Raw genomic sequence first — 20,762 nt, forward strand, 5'->3', positions numbered from 1 at the left:
GGGCCAGACGAAGCGGGTTCTTCTCGCCATAAGCGGCGCCGGTGGCCGCACCCACCTCCATCTCCATCAACCGCTCGGCGGCAAAGCCGATCATCTCGCGCAGGAGATCGGCGTCGGGGGTCTTCTCCACCAGCGCGCGCAGGTTCATCATGTCGTCGGTCATCGGTGTTCCTTCCGGAAAGGGGTTGGTCTCGCAACCAGACCCTACCGGAAAGCGCCGATGACCGCCGCGCTACCCAGCTACACCACGTCCGGGGACGTCACCGAAGAGTTCAGGCTTCGTGTTGCCGCTTCTGATGGCCGCCATATTGCGGCTTCGTGTTCCGGGATCGTGAACGTCTGTCACAAATCAGGCAGCCTTGCGCTGGCCCCGCGAGCTGATGAGAGCCTGAATATGAGGCAGCATGATCCTCGCGACCTCCTGAAAAACAGGGACAGCCACCGAGTTGCCAAATTGCTTCTAGGCCTGGGTATCTGAAACAGGGATGCGGAAGTCATCCGGGTATCCCATCAGACGCGCGCATTCGCGTGGCGTCAGGCGGCGCGGATTTTTGTTCTTGCCCTGCGACACCAGAATCTCGGACCCATCCTTGTAGTAACGGGCAGACAGCGTCCTCGACACATCCTCCGGCGTGACAAGGCCATAGCCGAACCCGTTGCCCTTCGCCTTGTGTTTGTCGGCGTATCCCTTCAGGTAATTCCAGAGCTTGTCGGTCAGCGTGTACTTGGGATTAACCGTTGCGTCTGGTCCGAGGGTGTAAGGCTCTTCAGCTGCCTCGCTGCCATCTTCGGGGTGCAGAATACTCCCCAGCCGGACAGAACCTTTCTCCGGCAGAAACAGATCATCCCAGGAGAACGGAACTTCTTCGCGGAAACCTACAAGAACGATGCGCTCCCGGTGCTGCGGCACAAAGTGCTGGGCATCGATGATGCGGTAGTGGACATGATAGCCCAACTCCTCGCGTAGCGTCCGGATAATGACCTCAAATGTGCGGCCGCGATCATGGCTCTGGAGATTTTTTACATTCTCCAGCAGGAAGGCTGCAGGCCTCTTGGCTTCAAGAATACGGGCCACGTCGAAAAACAACGTGCCTTGCGCCTCACAGGCGAAGCCATGGCTTCGTCCCAGTGAGTTCTTCTTGGAGACGCCGGCAATTGAAAAGGGTTGGCACGGGAACCCGGCCACCAAAACATCGTGGTCAGGAATATCTTCGGTGCTGACCTTCGTTATGTCCCCCTCAATGGGACGGTTATCCCGAAAGTTGGCCGCATAGGTCTTCTGCGCAAAGGTGTTCCACTCGGATGTGAAAACGCAGTGTCCGCCGATGGCGTCAAAGGCGCGCCGCAGCCCGCCAATTCCCGCAAACAGATCGATAAATGTGAAAGGGCTTGCTGCCCCTGTGCGGCCCATGAGCCTCAGCAACTCCATCAAATGCTGCCGGGGTTCTGCCTCCCCCGCTTCAAACTGGCAAATCTGGCGTTCAGTGCAGCCAAGAGCCCGCGCTGCCTCGTTGATGGTCAGACCAGCCTGAAGCCGCAGCTCCGAAAACGATGACATGAAAGCCCTTCTCCGCGGGAATCGCTAGGAACAATCGTTAACATCATGTCACGGGAACAATAAGTGAACAACGGTAAACTTACCGGTACGCAGGCGAGAAATCCCAAAGGAACGGCCCAAGCCAGGCCTTTCAGGCGACCGCAGCCCCCTCACCCGCCCCGTCCATACCTCTGAACAAACGCTCTCGCTGCGTAGTCGAGCGCGAAGCCGATGACGCCGATGGCGATGACGGTAGCCATCAATGCGGGATAGGCAAGGCGGTCTCGGGTATCGAGGATGAAGTAGCCGAGGCCGGCCTGCACGCCCAGCATCTCGCACGGCACCAGCACGATCCAGGTAATGCCGATGGCAAGGCGAAGGCCGGTGAGCACGTTGCCGAGCACGCCGGGGATGATGACGCGCGTCAGCGTCTCCCAGCGCGTCGCCGCAAGGCTCCTTGCCAGCAGCAGCCAGTGGCGGTCGAGCTGGCGCACGCCGGCGGCCGTGTTGAGCAGAATCGGCCAGACCGCCGCGAAGGCGAGCAGGAAGTAGATCGGCGCGTCGCCCACGCCGAACACCATCACCGCGATCGGCATCCATGACAGCGGCGAGATCATGCGCAGGAACTGGAAGGCCGGCGTCGTCGCCGATTCCGCCAGCCGGGAGGCGCCGACGAGAAGGCCGAGCGGAATCCCAACGGCAAGTGCCGCGGCAAGGCCGATCAGCACGCGCTTGAGGCTGACGCCGATATGCACCCACAGGTCCGGGCCGCTCAGCAGCGTCACCAGCGCCGGCAGCGCGGCGGTCGGCGAGAAGCGGCGGGCAAAGCTCTTCTCGCCCGCGAAAATGTCCGTGGCAAGCCACCAGGCGATCAGGATGAGGACGAGGCCGACGAGCCCCAGCGCGACATGCAGCGCACGGCGCTGCAGCTCCGCTGAAGCAGTCTTTCTTGCCGGGGCAACCGCGGGCTGCCGGGTCTCGTCCGCAATGACAGTCACGCCTGGATTACCTCCTGACGGTCGAAGGAATCCGCAAGGCCGAAGGCCTGCAGGCCGCCGGCTTCCGCGATTGCCTTCTTCACGAAGCTGTCGTCGACGAGGTCCTTGGCGGCAAAGGCCGGGTCGAGCGCGTCGAGGAAGGCGCGGTCGCCCTCGACATGGGTTTCCTTCAAGAGCTTCACCAGTTCCTCGGTATAGGTCGGGAACGGATAGGGCTGGAAGTCGATGCGGCGGTCGCGCCACTCCGGATGTTTGACCGCGCCGGTCTTGACGTATTCGGCGAGGTCCTCGTCGGTGGGCGTCAGCACGCGCGACAGGATTTCCGGGCTGTGCGGCGTGTACTTCTGCTCGTTGGCGGAGGAAAGCAGCTGCGCGGTCTCGGCGCGGTTGTCGCGCGTCCACAGCTGCGCCTTCACCATCGCGTTGACGACCTTCTGCGACCATTCGGGGCGCTCGGAAAGGTCCTGCTCGTTCATGAAGACGACGCAGCAGGCGTGGTCTTTCCAGACATCGCCGGTAAAGCGCAGCACCTTGCCGACCTGGTTGACCTCGGCGGCGGCGTTGAAAGGCTCGGCGACGATGTAGCCGGCGATCTGGCCGGCGGCGAGCGCTGGCACCATGTCCGACGGCGCCATGATCAGCAGGTTCACCTCGTCGGCCGCGATCTCGCCCGACGGGCGGGTGACCGGCTTCAGGCCGTTCTCGCGCAGCAGCTTTTGCAGCACGACATTGTGGATCGAGTACCAGAATGGGATCGCAACCGTCTTGCCGCCGAGTTCGGCCACCGAATTGATGTCGTGGCCAACCGTCAGGCCCGAGCCGCTGGTGTGGTTCCAGGCTACCACCTTCGCCGGCGTCTTGCTGCCATAGCGCGCCCAGACGGTGATCGGTGACAGCAGGTGCACGACATTGACCTGCCCGGCCAGGAACGCCTCGACGATCTGCGACCAGCCGCGGAACAGCACCGGCTTCTCGACCTTGAGGCCCTCGGCCTCGAAGAAGCCTTTGCCGTGCGCGACGAGCAGCGGCGTCGCATCGGTGATCGGCAGGTAGCCGACGCGCACCGGCTCGTCGTCCGACTGGGCGCGTGCCTTGCGCATGTTGAGGAACGGCATGGCGCCGGAAGCCGTCAGAAGCGCGGAAAGCTTCACGATATCGCGGCGGGAGAAGAGAAAATCATCCGTCGGCATGGGTGTGGTCCATTCAGTGGCGGCGAACCGCGTTGCGAAGCGTTGAGACGATCTCGACGCGGATCTGGCCGAGTTCTTCGACGAAATCCTCGCGAGGTTTTGGCAGGTCGATGGTCCACTCGCCGATTTGCGATGCGGGCGAACCACCAAGCAGGATGATGCGGTCGGAGACGAGCAGCGCCTCGTCGATGTCGTGCGTGACGAGCACTGCGGCTGTCCCGTAGTCGCTGACGACCTTGACCAGGAGGCGCTGCATTTCCGAACGCGTCACTTCATCGAGCGCGCCGAACGGCTCGTCGAGGAGCAGCACCTGCGGCTCGCGCGCAAGGCAGCGGGCAAGTGCCGCGCGCTGCGCCATGCCGCCGGAAAGCGCTGCAGGGCGCAGTTTTCGCGCATGGGAAAGCCCAACTTCGCGGATCGCCTGGTCAACGCGGGCCGTAAGTTCGACGCGGGAAATCTTTGGCTGGCGCCTGAAGTCGAGGCCGAAGGCAACGTTCGCCTCAAGGTCGAGCCACGGCAGCAGCGCCGGGTTCTGGAACGCCATCGCCAGGCGCGGGTGAACGCCCGAGACGACGCGCCCTGCCGTCTGCACCTCGCCGGTGCTCGGCGGCTGGAGCCCGGCCAGCACGCGCAAGAGGCTCGACTTGCCGACGCCGCTCGATCCCAGGAGCGAGACGATCTCGCCCTCGGCGAGATCGAGACTGAAGCCGCTCAGCACCGGCTTGTCAGCGCCGTCATAGCGCAGGCCGATGTTGCGGGCGCTCAGCGCGGGAGTCTGCGGGACGACGCGGGCAACGTTCATGCGGCCTTCTGCCTCTCAAGCAGGGCCGCCTTGAGCTGCACCAGGCTCGGCGTGATGACCGGCACGAAGGCCGCCTCGCGCCAGCGGCGGGCGAACGCGCGGCCGGGGCCGGCGAGGTACGCCTTGCCCCCGGACGCCTGCAGTTCGAGCGACACCGCCTCAGCGACGATCTCGGCAAGCTCGATGCGAAGCTCGAACAGCGGAGCGGCATTGGCCTCGAACTCGCGAGAGCGCAGGCCGGCATACATCCGCGCCTCTGCCCTGGCGAGCTGCTGGCTCAACTGCGCGATCGGCTCGCCCAGCACGCTGCGGCCAGCGCCGGCGACCTTGCCGGCTTCGGCGAGCGCGCGGCGCGCAAGGCCGATCGACATGCCGCACTGGAGGCCCGCGAAGGCCGGACGAACCTCCGGCAGCCACTGGCCGGCATTGTCGGAGAGGATGCGGTCGCGGCCGATGCGCACACCGGTGATGGTGACGGCGGCCGTATCCGACGAGCACATGCCCATCAGCTGCAGGTCGTCGGAGCGAGAGAGTCCCTCGTCGTCATGCGACAGCGCAACCACCAGCGCCGGGCCGCCATCGGCCTGGTCGACCGCCGCCGCGACATGGAAGCCTTCGCGGCGAAGGTTCGTCACCCACGGCATCTTGCCGTCGAGGACGAGCTCGTCGCCTTCCCTGCGCGCCACGATCTGCAGCGGCTCGAGGCCGGCGAGGAACTTCATGGCGTTGGAAAGTCCCGTCGCGCCGGCGACGCGGCCGTCGAGAATTTCGGCAAGCTGCCGCTCCTCCAGCGTCCGGTTGGGGCTCTGCAGGAGATATTCGACATAGGTGCGCTGGCCCCAGAGGATGAAGGCCGCGGCCAGCGATTCCTCGGCAACGGCAGCAATGGTGGCGACGGCATCGACGATGTCGCCGCCCGCGCCGCCCTTGTTTGCCGGAACACCCGCGCGAACCAGCCCTGCCCCGGCGAGACGCGGCAGGATCTCGGCGGCGGGAACCGCACCGGTGTCAACGTCGCAGGCAACGCCTGCGAGCCACTCGACGAGATCGGCAGGAAGGTTCACGCGCGCGCTCATTCTGCTGCTGCCCGTGCTGCTTCCGGCTGCCAGCGATACGGCTCGAGCTGCTCGTTGAGCGGCGGCTGGCCGAGATTGTTGGCGAAGTTGCAGAGCGTCGCGAGGCTGACGCCGAGCACGACTTCCAGCGCCTGCTGGTCGGTGTAGCCGGCTGCCTTGAAGGTCGCGAGCGCATCGTCGGAGACGGCGCCGCGGGCGGCGATCACTTCCTCGGTGAAGCGGGCGACGGCGTTGAGGCGGGCATCCGGCACGGTCGTCTTGTTGCGCAGCGCCTCGACGATGGCCTCTTCAAGGTGGGCCTTCTTGTAGCCGATGGCGGTGTGTCCGGCGACGCAGAAGCCGCATCCGTGGGTCGCGGCAGCGGTAATCTGCACGGCCTCGCGCTCGGCGAGCGTCAGCGAGGCGCGGGCGTTGATGCCGCCGACGGTGAGGTAGGTTTCGAGCGCGACCGGAGCGTTGGCAAGCACGCGCAGGAGGTTCGGCAGGTAACCGTTGTTCTTCTGGGCTGTGGCAAGGCGTTCCTTCGCCTCGTCCGGAGCATCTTCAATGGTGCGCAGCGGCAAGCGGGACATTTATATCTCCTCGCGGGGTAAATTTTTCTAATGTCTGGCCAAATCTATCATCCGGACCGCAGGAAGCCCCGATCAAGGCCTCACAAATTCCCGCAGAATCTGAGAATGTTGTTCTGCCTGACCTTGCAGTAATGGAAACGGTTGCTGCCGCAAAAGCTTTGCGCAGTTGGCAACGTCCGAGTTTCAGGACAACATGGACTTGTGGAGGAAATTTCGCGGCGGAGGCGGCTCTTCGGCTGAGGATGTCGCCAAAATCCGCTTGAAATCGATTTCATTTTGCTCTTACAATCGATTTCATCAGTTCGCACTAAGGGAGGAACCTGTGAAGAAACTGACCCTGCTCGCACTCGCCGGCGTAGCCGCCGCTGCGATCTCTGCCTCATCCGTATCCGCTGCAGACTACAAGATCGGCCTCTCCAACGGTTGGGTCGGTTCCGAGTGGCGCACCCAGATGATCGAGGAAGCCCAGGCCGCCGCCGCTGCCTGGAAGGAACGTGGCCACAATGTCGAGGTCGTGGTGCAGAGCGCCAATGTCGACGTGCCGGGCCAGATCGCCCACGTCCGCAACTTCATCAATGAAGGCGTCGACGCGATCATCATCAACCCGAACAGCCCGACCGCCTTCGACCCGGTCTTCGCACAGGCCAAGGAAGCCGGCATCCTGGTGATCTCCACCGACGCCGAGGTCTCCTCCCCGGATGCGATCTATGTCGGCATCGACCAGACGGCCTGGGGCGCAGCTGGCGCCGAATGGCTCGCCAAGACCCTGAATGGCAAGGGCAACGTCGTCGCCATCAACGGCGTCGCCGGCCACCCGGCCAACGAGATGCGCGTCGCCGGCTACCGTTCGGTGTTCGAGAAGTATCCGGACATCAAGGTCGTCAACGAGGTCAACGCGAACTGGGATCAGGCGCAGGGCCAGCAGGCCATGCAGAATCTCCTCGCCACCAACCCGGACATCAACGGCGTTTGGGTTCAGGACGGCATGGCCGCCGGCGCCTGGAAGTCGATCATGGATGCGGGCAAGGCCGGCGACATCGCGGCGACCGGCGAAATCCGCAAGGACTTCATCGACCTCTGGACCTCCGAGAAGCTGAACTCCGGCGCGTCCGTGAACCCGCCCGGCGTGATGGCCTCGGCGCTCAACGTCGCCGTCTTCATGCTTGAAGGCCGCGAGCTCAAGGAGCCGGCAACGGCTGGCCAGTACGGCAACGCCATGTACCTGCCGATTCCGTTCATCGACTCGAGCAACCTCGCCGAGGCTGCAAAGCAGGTCGAGGGCAAGCCGGGCTACTACTCCTTCACCAGCGCCCTCTCGATCGAAGAGGCCGAGGCGCTGTTCAAGTAAACCATCCTGACGAGCCGGAAGCGGGGTCCCCCCGCTTCCGCAACAGGGCAGGAGTTTTCCGACATGGCAAAGCTGAAGATCAGCGGCGTAAGCAAGGCTTACGGCGCAACGGTGGCGCTCAGCCGCGGCGACCTCGAGCTTGAAGCTGGCGAGGTGCACGTCCTCATCGGCTCGAACGGATCCGGCAAGAGCACGCTCTGCAAGATCGTCGCCGGCTCGGTGCGGCCCGACAAGGGCGAGGTGCTGCTCGACGGCAAGCCCGTCACCATGAGCGGTCCGCGCGCTTCCAAGGCGCTCGGCATCGGCATCTTCTACCAGGAACTCAGCCTCGCCGCGCGGCGCACGGTCGAGGAGAACATCTGCCTGCCCGACCTGCCGATGAAGGGCCCCTTCATCGACCGCAAGGCTTTGTCCGAGCGCGCACGGCGCTACATCGAACTGTTTGACGGCGTCACTGGCGAAGGCTTTGCGCCGGACCTCACCGTCGACGTACTGCGCGCCGACCAGCGCCAGCTGGTCGAGATCATGAAGACGCTCGCGAGCGAAGCGCAGATCCTGATCTTCGACGAGCCGACGTCCGCGCTCGACCGCGCCCAGGTCGACCGCTTCTTCGAAATCCTGCGCCGCCTCAAGAGCGAAGGCCGCGCCATCGTCTTCATCTCGCACCGCATGGACGAGATCTTTGCTCTCGGCGACCGCGTCACCGTGTTGCGCGACGGCGCCACCGTCGGCACCTCCCGCATTGCCGACACCAACGCGCAGGAAGTCGTGCGCATGATGGTGGGCGAGGAACCGACGCTTGCCGAACATGCCGACGCCGCGCCGCAGGCGACAGGGCCGGTCGCGCTGAAGCTTTCCTCCCTCTCCGGCACCGGTTTTTCCGATGTCAGCTTCGAGGTGCGCCAGGGCGAGATCCTTGGCCTCGGCGGGCTCCACGGCCAGGGCCAGTCGTCGGTGCTGCGCGCGCTGTTTGGCGCGGGCTCGGTCGCGACCGGCGATGTAACGCTGGACGGCGGCGCCTACCACCCGCACGATCCGCGCGCGGCGATCCGCGCGGGCCTCGCCTATGTCTCCGGCGACCGCGGCCGCGATGGCGTCATCCAGGGCCGGCCGATCCTCGAAAACCTCACGCCGATCCATTTCCTGCGCAACCGGCTCGCGCTCGCCAGCCCATCCGTGCTGAAGGCAAAGGCGACGCCCGCCGTCGAAGCGCTGAAGACGAAGTTCGCCAGCTTCTCGCATCCCATCGGATCGCTCTCCGGCGGCAACCAGCAGAAGATCGTCATCGCCCGCTGGCTGATCGACCGGCCGAAGGTGCTGCTGCTCGACGATCCGACCAAGGGCATCGACCTTGCCGCCAAGAGCGATCTGTTCGCGCTGGTGCGCCGGCTTGCCGCCGAGGGCATGGCCATTGTGCTCTATTCGTCGGAGGACGCGGAGCTGCTGGCCAACTCCGACCGCATCCTCGTCTTTAATGGCGGCCGCATCACCCGCGAGCTCACCGGCGCCGAGCGCACGCGCTTCAACCTCTACGAAGCAGCCTACGAGGCCGCGTGATGAGGAACTTTTCTTCTTGCAAATCGGGCCGCTTGGCACCCCCACCCCTTACCCCTCCCCACAAGTGGGAGGGGGAACTTGCAAGGCTTGCGCTCAAACAGGTGCAAACTGCGACTTCAGCGCCAACTGCGCTGCGCGCGGATGGGCTTGAACTCGGCCTCCCGCGTCGAGGGCTGTCGTCTCAACGATCGAGGCGCGCGGACATCTCAGAATCCCCCTCCCCCTTGTGGGGAGGGGTAAGGGGTGGGGGTGCTGTGCCGGCCTCCGCGACCCGCGTGAAGGACCGCCTGTCACGTCCAAATCCACCGATCCCCTCCCCGTCACAGGAGAAGGCATGATGGTTGATGCTGTTGCCAAGCCGCCGCGCCAGCCCGGCGCGCTGAAGCGGTTCATCGAGCGATATCCGTTCGTGCCGGCGCTGGTGATCATGCTGGTTCTCTTGGTGCTCAACGGCATCTGGCAGCCGCGCAGCGTCAGCCTCGTCGGCATCACCGGTCTCATCAAGACCTACATGGCGCTGATGCTGCTCGCCGTCGCCCAGACCTATGTCGTCTATGCCGGCGACATCGACCTGTCGGCCGGCGCGATCGTCTCGCTGGTCAACGTCGTCATCGTTGCCATCATGGCGGCGATGGGCGACAGCGGCGCATCGGTCTTCACCGCAATGGCCGCGGGGCTCGCGGTCGGCCTTGCCTGCGGCATCGTCAACGGCATGGTCGTCGCCGCCTTCCGCCTGCAGGCGATCGTCGCCACCTTCGCGACCTCGATCTTCTTCACCGGCCTTGCGCTGTGGGTGATGCCGGTCGCGGGCACACCCGCCCCGGCCACCTTCTGGCGCACCTATGGCGGGCGCATCCTCGAAATTCCGTTCGTGTTCTGGGCAGCGATCGTGCTCGCCGTGATCCTCTATGTTCTCTCGCGCACCCGCCATTCGCTGCAGCTGCTTGCCGTCGGCGACGACGCGCAGGGCGCCTACCAGAGCGGCCTGCCGGTGACGGCGATCCGCATCCGCGGCTATGCCTTCTGCGGCCTGTTTGCCGCGCTCGCAGCCTTCTGCATCACCGGCGATACCGCGAGCGGTGATCCGCTCGTCGGCGGCAAGATGACCCTTTATTCGGTCGCGGCCGTCGTGCTCGGCGGCACCGCTCTTGCGGGCGGCTACGGCACCGTCGTCGGCTCCGTCTTCGGCGCGCTGATCATCGGCCTCATCAATTCGCTGGTCTACTTCGTCGGCACGCCGTCCGAATGGCAGAACCTCGTGCAGGGCCTCGCCATCCTTGTCGCGCTGGTTGCCGGCATCCTGATCGGCCGGAGGGCGCGCGCATGACCCAGGTCCCCGAAATGCTGAAGAACCCCATCTTCGTCGCGCTGGCGCTGATCGTCCTGCTGCTCTTCGCCGGCGAGATGCTGTCACCGGGCTTTGCCTCGCCGACGCAGATCATGCGCCTTTTGATCGTCGCGGCCCTGCTCGGCATCGTCGCAGCGGGCCAGAACCTCGTCATCCTCGGCGGGCGTGAAGGCATCGACCTTTCCGTCGGCGGCGTCGTCTCGCTGTCGGCGATCATTGCCGGCAATCTGATGGACGGCCAGAACGCCGGCATCCCGCTCGCCATCCTCGGCTGCATCGCCGCCGGCGCGCTGATCGGCCTCATCAACGGCGTCGGCGTCACTCTGATGCGCATCCCGCCGCTCGTCATGACGCTCGGCATGCTCGGCGTGCTGCAGGGCCTGCTGGTCGTCATCCGCCAGGGCATCCCGTCGGGCCGCGCGGCGCCGGGCCTGTCGCAGTTCGTCACCAAGCCGATCCTGCTCGGCCTTCCCGGCATTATCTGGCTGTGGGTGCTGATCGGCCTGTTCCTCGCCTTCCTTCTGTCGCGCACCGTCTACGGCCATCGCATCTATGCGATCGGGTCCAACGAACAGGCGGCGCGCATGGCGGGCGTGCCGGTCGCCGCGATCCGCATCTCGCTGTTTGCGCTGTCGGGCGTCTTTGCTTCCATCGCAGGCATCTGCCTGATCGGCTATTCGGGTTCGTCCTTCGCCAATGTCGGTGAGCAGTACATGCTCCCGTCGATCATTGCGGTCGTGTTCGGCGGCACGTCGCTTGCCGGCGGCAAGGGCGGCTACACCGGCACCATGGCGGGTGCGATGATGCTGACCGTGCTGCAGGGCATCCTGACCACCGTCAACATCGACGAATCCGGCCGCCAGATGATCTTTGGCGCAACGCTCCTGTTGCTGATGCTGTTCTACGGCCGCGGGAAGGCCATGCGCGCATGAGCGGTCGCAGGCCCAAGATCAAGGACATCGCCGAGAAGGTGGGCGTGTCGCCCGCCACTGTCTCGCGCGCGCTTTCGGGCAGCGGGCTCGTTGCCGAGCCGACGCTGAGCCGGATCCGCGAGACGGCACGGGCGATGAACTACCGGCCGAACGTCAGCGCCCGCAATCTGCGCACCCAGCGCTCGATGTCGGTGCTGATGGTCGTGCGCGACATCGGCAACCCGTTCTATCTGGAGGTCATGAAGGGCGTCGAGGAAGCGGCGAGTGCCGCCGGCTACGCGGTGCTGATGGGCAATACCCAGAACGACCGGCGCCGCGAGATGGAGTATTTCGACATGCTCCGCGACGGCCATGCGGACGGCATGATCCTCATGACCGGGAAGCTGCCGCCAAAACTCGAGGCCGAGCGCGAGGCGCTGTCGCGCCTGCCGCTGGTGGTCGCCCTCGAAACCATCGAAGGCTATGGCCTGCCGCATGTGCAGGTCGACAATTTCCGCGCCGCGCGCGAGGCGGTCGAGCACCTGATCGGCCTCGGCCACACGCGCATCGCCCACCTCACCGGCCCCCTGCCGGAGGTGATGGCGACGCTGCGCCGCGACGGCTGGCGCGCGGCTATGGAGGCAGCGAACCTGCCGATCCTGCCGGGCTACGAGCAGCGCGGCGACTACCTGCTCGCAACCGGGCACGAACTCGGCGCGAAACTCTGCGACCTGCCCGAGCCGCCGACGGCGATCTTCTGCGCCAATGACGAGATGGCGTTCGGCGTCATCCACGAGCTTCGCCGCCGTGGGCTCGACGTGCCGGGCGACGTCTCGGTGGTCGGCTTCGACGACATTTATCTGAGCAAGGCGCTGTTCCCGCCGCTGACGACGGTGAGCCAGCCGCGCGCCGATATCGGCCGCAAGGCAATGTCGCTGCTGCTCGACGTGATGGGCGAGGCTGAGCTTTCGCCCGAGCCCATCGTGATGCCTACCACGCTGAAAATTCGCGGGACCACCGGTCCCGTCCGCATGACCTGAGGGAGAGTTATTTCATGGCTGAGATCAGAGACAGACTGCGCGTCGGCTTCGTCGGCTCGGGCTTCATCGCCCACTTCCACCTGAAGTCGATGGTGGGCGTGCGCAATGTCGATGTCACCGGCGTCTACAGCCGCAGCGCCGAGAAGCGCCAGAAGTTCGCCGATGCCGTCGCAGAGCTCGGCCTCGGTACCTGCCGCACCCATGAGACGCTGGAATCGCTGCTGACCGCCGACGACGTCGACGCGATCTGGATCCTGTCGCCGAACGACACCCGCCTTGGCGTCATGCGCGAGCTGCACCGCCTCAAGAAGGACGGCCGCAGCAAGGTCTTCGCCGTTGCCTGCGAAAAGCCGCTAGCGCGTACGGTTGCCGAGGCACGCGAGATGGTTCGCCTCGTCGATGATGCCGGGCTCAACCACGGCTATCTCGAAAACCAGGTGTTCTGCACGCCCGTCCTGCGCGGCAAGGAGATCATCTGGCGCCGGGCAGCCTCGACCACCGGTCGCCCGTATCTCGCCCGCGCCGCGGAAGAACACTCCGGCCCGCACGAGCCGTGGTTCTGGCAGGGCGACAAGCAGGGCGGCGGCGTTCTGTCCGACATGATGTGCCACTCGGTCGAAGTCGCGCGTCACCTGCTCACCGCGCCGGGCGCAAAGCGCAACTCGCTGAAGGTCAAGGCCGTTAACGGCACGGTGGCGAATCTCAAGTGGACGCGGCCGTTCTATGCCGACCAGCTCAAGAGCCGGTTCGGCGCGGAGGTCGACTACCGCAATCGTCCGTCGGAGGATTTCGCACGGGGCACGGTGGAGCTCGAGGACGAGGACGGCAACGAGCTGATGATCGAGGCGACGACCTCGTGGGCTTATGTCGGCGCTGGCCTGCGTATCCAGCTCGAACTGCTCGGGCCGGAATATGCGATGGAGTTCAACTCGCTTTCGACTGGCCTCAAGGTGTTCATGTCGCGCGCCGTCACCGGCGCCGAGGGCGAAGACCTGGTCGAGAAGCAGAATGCCGAGCAGGGTCTGATGCCGGTGCTCGAGGACGAGGCCGGCGTCTACGGCTACACCGATGAGAACCGCCACATGGTCGAGTGCTTCCGCAAGGGCGAAACGCCGCTCGAGACGTTCCATGACGGTCTCGCGGTCGTCGAGATCCTGATGGGCCTCTATATGTCTTCGGAGCTTGGCCGCACCGTCCGCTTCCCGGAACCGGAGCTGGAGAACTATGTCCCTGTCGTCGCACGTGCGCGCTGAGGCGCAGAGCCCGCGCGACCTGCTCTCCGACGAGATGCGCCGGCAGAACGCCGACGCTCTCGCCAGTCTCGACACCAACCGCGAACGCGCTGCGGAAATCGCAGCGCGCCTGCGGCAGTCGGGCCGGCTGCTTCTCCTCGGCATGGGCGCCTCGCACTGGGCAAACCGCATGGCGGTGGCTTTCTACCGCGCGGCCGGCATCGATGCGCATGCCGAACCGATCTCGGAAGACTTGCGCCAGCCGGAAACGCCGTTCGAGCGCGTGGTGATGCTGACCTCCCAGTCCGGTAATTCCGGCGAGGTCCGCCTCTGGCTTAACCGCAACCCTGATCGTGCCGATGTCTTCGGCCTGACGCTGCAGGCCGACAGCGTGCTCGGGTCCTCGGTACCGTCGCTGATCGGCGCCGGTCCGCGCGAGATCCCGTTCGCGGCGACGCGCAGTATCGTCATCACGCTCGCGCTGCATGCAGCCGTACTGGAGGCGCTTGGATCCGACGTTTCGGATCTGCGGACCCTCTGGGCGCAGCCGTTCACGCATCCCGATCTGCCTCAGGCAGCCGTTTCGGCGCTGTCCGGCTGCTCGTCGCTGTTCCTCGCCACGCGCGGCGAGTGCGTGCCAGCGCTCGAATGCTGCGCGCTGACCTATATGGAGCTTGCCCGCACGCCTGCGATCGCGCTCGAGCTCGGACAGCTGATCCACGGACCGCAGGAGGCTCTCGGTCCCTCCACCGCGCTTCTGCTTGTCCGTCCCGCCGGTCCTGACGCCATGAACATCACGCGCTTCGCCTGGCAGGCGCACTCGTGGGGCGTGCCGCTCGTCATGTTCGACATCGGCGATGACATGCCGGACGTCGAAGGCGCGACCATCATCCGCCTGCCGCAGGCCGAGGGACTTGCCGCAATCGCGCGGGTCCTGCCGGCAGTGCAGGCGCTCGTCATCGACGCGGCGGCTGAGCGCGTGCCCGACATGGGCGTGCCGCAGCGCTCCTCGAAAGTAACGGACGGCGAAGGATGACCGCGCCCATCCTCGTCCTCGGCAATGTGAATGTCGACCTCGTCCTCGGCCCGGTCGATGGCTGGCCGGCCATCGGTACCGAGATCGAGGTCGAGCGCGCCGAAATGCGCGCCGGCGGTTCTGCCGGCAATACCGCTCTGGCGCTCTCGGGCCTCGACGAGCCGCACCTGCTCGTCGCCTCTACCGGCGACGACCCGAACGGCATCTGGCTGCGTGGCGAGTTCGACGCGCGCTTCAGCGACTGGATCGTCGATCCCGGCATGACGACGACGACGGTCGGCATCGTCCACACGGGCGGCGACCGCGCCTTTTTCACGACGCCTGGCCATCTGCAGCGGGCGGCACCCGAACCTCTGCTTGAGCGGATCGAGCGTGCCCCGCGCGAGGGCTCCGTTGCCATCCTCTCCGGCAATCTCCTAATGCCGCGCATCCGCAATGCGACGAGCCGCATCCTTGCTGAACTGCGCAGCCGCGGCTGGCAGACCGCGATCGATCCCGGCTGGCCCCCGCAGGGCTGGACCGAAAAATTCCGGCAGACATTCGTCGAATGGCTTGGCCTTGCCGACCACATCCTGCTCAACGAGGAGGAGGTTTCGGGCTTTGGCGGCGCCGACGCCATACTGGGTCTCCTCCCATCCGCCTCGACGCTGGTGGTCAAGCGCGGGCCCGAAGGCGCGGTCGCATGGCGCGATGGCGAAGACATCAAGCTTGCCGCGCCAAAGGTCGAGGTGATCGACACCGTCGGCGCCGGCGACACTTTCAATGCCGCCTATCTCGCCCGGCATGTGGCCGGCGCTTCGCTGGAAGAAGCCTTGCGCCACGGCGTCGAGGTGGCATCCTTCGCCGTGTCCACCTTCCCGCGCAGCTACGGCCCGGCTTAGAAGTAGCCGGCGATCTGCTCGAACAGGAAGCGGGCCGAGACCAGCAACAGGAAGCAGCCGAAGGCAACCTCCAGCTTCCGCTTCGGCAGCGCGTGCGCAATCTTCACGCCGATCGGCGCGGTCATGACGCTGGTCGGCGTGATCAGCAGCACGCCCACCAGCGACACGAAGCCGAGCGCGAACGGCGGCTGGATCATCGCGACGTTCGGAAACTCGGCCGCACGCGGCCATCCGGCCAGAATGTAGCCCAGTGCGCCCGGAATCGAGATCAGCACGCCGAGGCCGGAAGAGGTCGACACCGCCTGGTGGATCGGCCGGCCATAGAAGGTCATGAACAGGCTCGAGAGCTGCCCGCCGCCGATGCCCATCAGCGACGAAAGCACGCCGATCAGCACACCGTAGAGGCGCATCACCAGCTTGCCGGGCATGGTGTCGGAGATCTTCCAACTGTCCTTGCCGAACAGGAGCCTGAGCGCCGAGACACCGGCAACGACGATAAACACCGCCTTGAAGAGGTCCGCCGGCGCGTAGCGGGCAATCACGCCGCCCGCGACAACGCCCAGCACCACCGGCACCGCCCACACCCGGATGATCGACAGGTCCACCGTGCCGCGCTTGTGGTGCGCCGTGAACGAGCGGATCGAGGTGGGGATGATGATCGCAAGCGAGCTGCCGACCGCGAGCGGCATGCGGATTTCGTCAGGCACCTCGAGCACGCGGAAAAGCTCGTAGAGCACCGGCACGATCACTGCGCCACCGCCCACGCCGAACACGCCGGCGAGGATGCCGGTCACCGCCCCCGCAGCCAGCAGGCCCACGATGATGACGACGATTTCGGTCAGGTTCACGTCCAACATGCTGGCTCGCTCGTCCCTACTCGCAAAGAAATGGCGCCGGACGGCGCTTCAGTGACCGCACTAGCACGGGCAGCGGTTGCAGCAAATGGCAGCGACGCGACAGCCGAACCGGAACCGGCGGATTTTAGGGCTAAGGATCAGCGGCGCCTTGCGCGCACGCGCGCCTGCTGCAGGCGCCGGCAGTGCAGACATTCGAGCGTCGCAAGGCCCAAGGCGAGGCCAAGATTGTAGGCAACCAGCCACGATGCGGCCTGGAACAGCGCGTCAGCCACGGAGGAAGAGGAGATAATCGCGAAAGCAATGACTGCAAGACCGGCGACGAACCAGACGGCGACCGGCCAGCGCATCGCCAGCACCATGCCGATCATGCCCGTCGCCAGAACTGCCATCATCTGCACCGTCTCCTGCTCGTCCCCACGAGCCTAGGTATGAGCACCTTAATGCAGCGTTAGAGACTTCGTTCGAACCTGCCGCATCCCCGGCTTATGCACGGGGACCCGTTTCCGCGCACTGGAGACACTAGAAGCTACAGTATTGCTGGACGCTTGTCTCCTGCCTCCTCAAGTAACAGCTCCGCCATGCCCAATCAGCTTCAATAATACTTGCTTTCATTCTAATTTTCTAAACAATTACTCCTATGGGGGATAGGGGAGCCTGGGCGATGGGAACCAGTTTCGGCAGTACCTGGACGCCTTATGTGGTTGGCGAAGCGGCACCGCCGTTTCCCGCGCACAGTCGGCAGCCAGCTAGAGAGACCGATCTTCGCCACCTCGTTGAACTACTGCGACGGCACGCACGACTGCTCATCCTGACGACCGCCTTCTGCATCGCAGCCGCCGCCGTCATCGTCCTCCTGCTGCCGCCGATCTACACGTCCACCACGCTCGTCCTGTTCGATCCGAGCCGGAAGAACCTTCTCGACACGGCCGGCCCGGCTAGTAGTGGCTCGGCGGACAGCGCCCGCATCGACAGCGAGGTCGAGATCATCCGCTCCGACGAGATTCTTCTTGCCGTTAGCGCCGGGGAAACCTCTCCACCGATCCGGAATACGGCGCTGCTCCTTCGCTCTCCGACACAATCAGCCGCATCCTGCCCCTGCCGTTCCTGCAGCCACCGAGCGCAGAAGAAGCAGGGATGAAGGCGCTGGAGCGGCTGCGGAAAAACATCTCCGTACAGCGGCGCGGCTCCACCCATGTCATCGCCATCAGTGCGCGCTCGAGCGATCCGGCGCGGGCGGCGGAACTCGCCAACGTTGTGGCCGAAACCTACATCGCCCGCCAGCTTGAGCGGAAGGTGGAAGCAACCCTCGCCGGCCGCGACAAGATCGAAAGCCAGCTCACGGACGCGCGCGCGGCGGTCGTGGCCGCCGAGACGGCCTTCCGCAACTACCTCGTCGATAACATAGACGAGGTCATCACCGCGACGGGCAACAGCGACGTCGAGCAATTGCACGCCGAGCTCGACACGCTGCTCGGCCAGTCGAATACGACTCGTCTGCGCATGGACCGGCTGCAGGCCCAGCTTGCCCGCTCCGACTGGACGGGCCTTGCCCGGACGCTGCAGGCGCCCGAGGCGATGGAACTCGAAAAGCAGCGGATCGAACTGATGCAGCGACTGGGCCGCACCGATCTCGGCATGCCGGCGGACGCCGCCACCCACGACAGCCTGTCGGCAGTCGAAGGCGCGCTGGCAAGCGTTGCCGATGATGAGTTCTCGCGGCTGCGCGCCACCCTCGCGCGCACCAACAGCGAAATCGCAGAACGCCGGCAGCGGCTCTCGATCAAGGTGCTCGAAGGGCACCTGCCGCCGGAAATCCTGACGCCGTTCTACGGATTGCAGCAGGCGGCGCAGGTCGCCGCTTCCAGCTACGAGGCATTGCTTTCCCGCCTTCAGGCGCTCGAAACCGAGGCTTCGATCCAGATGTCGGACAGCCGCGTCGTCTCGACCGCCTTTCCGGCCGCGCGACCGGTATTCCCGAACAAGCCGCTGATCCTGTCCCTCGCGGGCATTGGCGGGCTCGGACTTGGCATTGCCCTCGCCTTCCTGTTCGAGAACTATTTTGGCGGCTTCACCGACGCCCGCCAGGTCGAGGCGGTGCTGCGCCGGCGCGTTGCCGCGGTCCTGCCGCCCGCCCTGCGTGGATCCGGCTCCGTCGCTGATGCCGTGGTCGAGGCGCCGCTGTCGACCTATTCGGAAGCGGTGCGGAAGATGCGCGCCATTCTCGATGCGTCGCTGCAACGGGCGCTGTCGCAGGCGGGCGCCGAGCGCGGGCAGGTCATCGTCGTCTCCTCGGCGCTTCCCGGCGAAGGCAAGACGACGCTCGCCCTTTCGCTCGCGCGCACCTACGCGCTCTCCGGCCGCAACGTGCTCATCATCGACTGTGACATGCGCAAGCCGAGCCTCCACCATCATCTGGCCGTGGATGCTTCGACCGGCCTGATCGACATCCTCCTCCGCAGCGCGCCCAATCGCGATCTGTCCGGCATCCTCGTTCGCGACCCGATCTCGCCCGCCGTGTCCATCGTCGGCGCGCGGCGGGCGGACCTGCCGACCGATCAACTTGTCGCGAGCGAAGCCTTCCGCCAGATCATCGCCTCGGCGCGGCGCAACTTCGACTACGTTATCCTCGACACGCCGCCCCTGGAGCCGCTCGTCGATGGCCTTTACCTCTGCCAGCACGCCGACGCGGTCGTCTTCGTCATCCGCTGGGCGCGCACCCCGCAGCAGGTTGTGGCCAGCGCGCTGGAGCGGATCGCGGAACTCGTCCCGCCGGGCGCCGCAACGCTGCTGGCGCTGACGCAAAAAGACGGCACCGCCTCGCCTCCGTCGCGGAAGGCACGCCGTGCCCTCGCGGCGTACGAGGCATGAAAACTACTTGTGCTGCAGGATGTTGATGAGCCGCCCGAACGGATCGCGGACATAGAAGCGCCGCACGCCCCAGGGCTCGTCGGCCGGCCCGTATTCGATCGCGATGCCGGCCCGCGTCACCCGCGTCAGCATCCCGTCAACGTCATCGACCTCGACGGAAAGATCCGGCAACGGCGTTCCGGAGCCGCCCTCGCTCAGGAAGCTGACCTGCGGCCTTGCCTCCACCGCAGGAGCAGCGAAGGTGACGATCCAGCCGTGATCCATGGCGAACTCAAGGCCGAGCACATTGCCATAGAAGGCGCGTGCGGCTGCCGGGTCCGGCGTGGCGATGTTTGCAACAATCCGCTTGACGAGCATCGTCTTCTCCTCACATTGGTCAGGGTCTGCCACGCGGCAAGCGGTCCGGCCGCGTGTCCGCATAGCGACATAAAAGTGACACTGCGGCGCCGCGGTGACAGACTGTTTCCGAATTTGTGCTCTATTGCCCCGGATTTGCCGCATCACGCGTCCATGCGGGCCCGGGTGACATTGTTGGCAAAGGACAGGCACTGATGGTGCCACTCAGGCAACCGAGGAGAAAGAGCAAGGATGATGCGGACGAAAGTTAAGCTGCTTGCGGCAGCGCTTCTTTCTGTCGGTCTTTCCACTGGCATTGCGCAAGCCGCAAGCTGCGGAAATGACGGCAGCGGCTTCAACGCGTGGAAGAAGGACTTCCTGGCACAGGCGCAGGCACGCGGCTTCGGCCAGCGCGCGCTGAACGCGCTCGAAGGCACGAAGTACAACACCGCGACGATCAAGGCCGATCGCGGCCAGAAGAGCTTCAAGCTTTCGCTCAACCAGTTCATGGAAAAGCGCGGTGCCCCGACCATCGTCCGCAAGGGCAAGCAGCTGAAGCAGGCGAACGCGCAGCTCTTCAACCAGATCGAGCGCCAGTATGGCGTGCCGTCGGGCGTGCTGCTGGCGATCTGGGGCATGGAAACCGGCTTCGGCAGCTTCCTCGGCAACCAGAACATCGTCTCCGCCGTTGCCACGCTTGCCTATGACTGCCGCCGCAGCGAATTCTTCACCCGCCAGCTGAACGCCGCCCTCACTCTCGTCGACCGTGGTCACCTGCGCGCCGACGCGATCGGTGCCGCGCATGGCGAAATCGGCCAGACGCAGTTCCTGCCCGAGAACGTCGTCAAGTTCGGCGTCGATGGCGACGGCGACGGCCGCATCGACCTGATCGGCTCGCGCGCCGACGCGCTGGCCTCCACCGCCAACTTCCTGCGCGGCCACGGCTGGCGCCCCGGCGCCGGCTACCAGGAAGGCGAACCCAACTTCGCCGCCATCAAGGGCTGGAACGACGCCGGCGTCTACCAGAAGGCAATCGCCATCATGGCCCGCGACATCGACGGCAAGTAAGCCGCCGGCATCCGGACCAATCCCCGGGGCCCCCAAGGGGCTCCAGCAGACAACGACAAGCCCGGTTGCCAGCGCAACCGGGCTTTTTCGTTTCCTGGATCCTGC

General features: G+C 65.5%; 20 protein-coding genes and 1 pseudogene. 11 read left to right on the plus strand and 10 right to left on the minus strand.

Translation table 11 applies throughout. The features are described 5' to 3' along the window. The 7 genes and pseudogenes from L630_RS22730 to L630_RS0100035 form a co-directional block, all read right to left on the minus strand. Positions 1-163, minus strand: a pseudogene (locus L630_RS22730) (IS256 family transposase); the annotation flags it as partial. A 297-nt stretch (positions 164-460) separates the two neighbouring features. After that, positions 461-1,558: a DNA (cytosine-5-)-methyltransferase gene (gene dcm, locus L630_RS20830; protein WP_280940228.1), complete on the minus strand. Its 1,098-nt coding sequence runs from the start codon at positions 1,556-1,558 to the stop codon at positions 461-463. Positions 1,559-1,707: 149 nt separating this feature from the next. Continuing rightward, positions 1,708-2,535: an ABC transporter permease gene (locus L630_RS0100015; protein ID WP_198019524.1), complete on the minus strand. Its 828-nt coding sequence runs from the start codon at positions 2,533-2,535 to the stop codon at positions 1,708-1,710. Further along, positions 2,532-3,725 carry an ABC transporter substrate-binding protein gene (locus L630_RS0100020; RefSeq protein ID WP_024846234.1) on the minus strand — a complete coding sequence of 398 codons (1,194 nt, stop codon included), beginning with the start codon at positions 3,723-3,725 and terminating at the stop codon, positions 2,532-2,534. Before L630_RS0100020 ends, L630_RS0100015 begins: the two co-directional genes overlap by 4 nt. A 13-nt stretch (positions 3,726-3,738) precedes the next feature. Further along, positions 3,739-4,527: an ABC transporter ATP-binding protein gene (locus L630_RS0100025; RefSeq protein ID WP_024846235.1), complete on the minus strand. Its 789-nt coding sequence runs from the start codon at positions 4,525-4,527 to the stop codon at positions 3,739-3,741. Further along, positions 4,524-5,603: an acyl-CoA/acyl-ACP dehydrogenase gene (locus L630_RS0100030; RefSeq protein WP_024846236.1), complete on the minus strand. Its 1,080-nt coding sequence runs from the start codon at positions 5,601-5,603 to the stop codon at positions 4,524-4,526. The genes L630_RS0100025 and L630_RS0100030 overlap by 4 nt, the downstream gene beginning before the upstream one ends. Beyond that, a complete protein-coding gene (locus L630_RS0100035; RefSeq protein ID WP_024846237.1) occupies positions 5,600-6,175 on the minus strand; it encodes a carboxymuconolactone decarboxylase family protein in 576 nt (191 codons plus the stop codon). The genes L630_RS0100030 and L630_RS0100035 overlap by 4 nt, the downstream gene beginning before the upstream one ends. 322 nt (positions 6,176-6,497) lie before the next feature. Between L630_RS0100035 and L630_RS0100040 the strand changes: the two genes are divergently transcribed. From L630_RS0100040 to L630_RS0100075, 8 genes are all read left to right on the plus strand, one after another. Further along, complete coding sequence (locus L630_RS0100040) at positions 6,498-7,523, plus strand: ABC transporter substrate-binding protein (RefSeq protein ID WP_024846238.1); 1,026 nt, start codon at positions 6,498-6,500, stop codon at positions 7,521-7,523. A 63-nt stretch (positions 7,524-7,586) separates the two neighbouring features. Next, positions 7,587-9,080, plus strand: coding sequence for a sugar ABC transporter ATP-binding protein (locus tag L630_RS0100045; protein ID WP_024846239.1), 1,494 nt, complete (start codon positions 7,587-7,589; stop codon positions 9,078-9,080). A gap of 337 nt (positions 9,081-9,417) precedes the next feature. After that, positions 9,418-10,407, plus strand: a complete 990-nt coding sequence (locus L630_RS0100050; protein ID WP_034329090.1) for an ABC transporter permease — start codon at positions 9,418-9,420, stop codon at positions 10,405-10,407. Then, entirely contained in the window at positions 10,404-11,360 is a 957-nt protein-coding gene (locus tag L630_RS0100055) for an ABC transporter permease (protein ID WP_024846241.1), read from the plus strand. Before L630_RS0100050 ends, L630_RS0100055 begins: the two co-directional genes overlap by 4 nt. After that, positions 11,357-12,379, plus strand: coding sequence for a LacI family DNA-binding transcriptional regulator (locus L630_RS0100060; protein WP_024846242.1), 1,023 nt, complete (start codon positions 11,357-11,359; stop codon positions 12,377-12,379). Before L630_RS0100055 ends, L630_RS0100060 begins: the two co-directional genes overlap by 4 nt. 14 nt (positions 12,380-12,393) lie before the next feature. Continuing rightward, positions 12,394-13,632 (plus strand): Gfo/Idh/MocA family oxidoreductase, encoded by a 1,239-nt coding sequence (locus tag L630_RS0100065; RefSeq protein ID WP_024846243.1) that lies wholly within the window; start codon positions 12,394-12,396, stop codon positions 13,630-13,632. After that, a complete protein-coding gene (locus tag L630_RS0100070; RefSeq protein ID WP_051473054.1) occupies positions 13,604-14,647 on the plus strand; it encodes a hypothetical protein in 1,044 nt (347 codons plus the stop codon). Before L630_RS0100065 ends, L630_RS0100070 begins: the two co-directional genes overlap by 29 nt. After that, positions 14,644-15,528, plus strand: a complete 885-nt coding sequence (locus L630_RS0100075; protein WP_024846245.1) for a carbohydrate kinase family protein — start codon at positions 14,644-14,646, stop codon at positions 15,526-15,528. Before L630_RS0100070 ends, L630_RS0100075 begins: the two co-directional genes overlap by 4 nt. Here the strand turns inward: L630_RS0100075 and L630_RS0100080 are convergent. Together L630_RS0100080 and L630_RS0100085 are read right to left on the minus strand one after the other, a co-directional pair. Beyond that, on the minus strand, positions 15,525-16,385 hold the full coding sequence (locus L630_RS0100080) for a sulfite exporter TauE/SafE family protein (protein ID WP_024846246.1): 861 nt from the start codon (positions 16,383-16,385) through the stop codon (positions 15,525-15,527). The genes L630_RS0100075 and L630_RS0100080 overlap by 4 nt on opposite strands. Before the next feature lie 137 nt (positions 16,386-16,522). Further along, the gene (locus L630_RS0100085) at positions 16,523-16,777 is read right to left on the minus strand and encodes a hypothetical protein (RefSeq protein WP_024846247.1); all 255 of its coding nucleotides are present in this window, start codon (positions 16,775-16,777) and stop codon (positions 16,523-16,525) included. Between the two features lie 269 nt (positions 16,778-17,046). Here L630_RS0100085 and L630_RS0100090 point away from each other — a divergent pair, with 269 nt between their 5' ends. Both L630_RS0100090 and L630_RS22065 read left to right on the plus strand, forming a co-directional pair. Further along, positions 17,047-17,523 carry a Wzz/FepE/Etk N-terminal domain-containing protein gene (locus L630_RS0100090; protein ID WP_024846248.1) on the plus strand — a complete coding sequence of 159 codons (477 nt, stop codon included), beginning with the start codon at positions 17,047-17,049 and terminating at the stop codon, positions 17,521-17,523. Beyond that, the gene (locus L630_RS22065; RefSeq protein WP_024846249.1) at positions 17,520-19,253 is read left to right on the plus strand and encodes a polysaccharide biosynthesis tyrosine autokinase; all 1,734 of its coding nucleotides are present in this window, start codon (positions 17,520-17,522) and stop codon (positions 19,251-19,253) included. Before L630_RS0100090 ends, L630_RS22065 begins: the two co-directional genes overlap by 4 nt. Before the next feature lie 3 nt (positions 19,254-19,256). Here L630_RS22065 and L630_RS0100100 read toward each other — a convergent pair whose 3' ends face one another. Then, positions 19,257-19,610 (minus strand): VOC family protein, encoded by a 354-nt coding sequence (locus L630_RS0100100; protein ID WP_024846250.1) that lies wholly within the window; start codon positions 19,608-19,610, stop codon positions 19,257-19,259. A 231-nt stretch (positions 19,611-19,841) separates the two neighbouring features. On the opposite strand from L630_RS0100100, the gene L630_RS0100105 reads away from it, so the two are divergent. After that, on the plus strand, positions 19,842-20,657 hold the full coding sequence (locus tag L630_RS0100105; RefSeq protein WP_024846251.1) for a lytic murein transglycosylase: 816 nt from the start codon (positions 19,842-19,844) through the stop codon (positions 20,655-20,657). Positions 20,658-20,762 lie beyond the last annotated feature (105 nt).

The sequence above is a fragment of the Aminobacter sp. J41 genome (assembly GCF_000526635.1).
Classification (GTDB): Bacteria; Pseudomonadota; Alphaproteobacteria; order Rhizobiales; family Rhizobiaceae; genus Aerobium.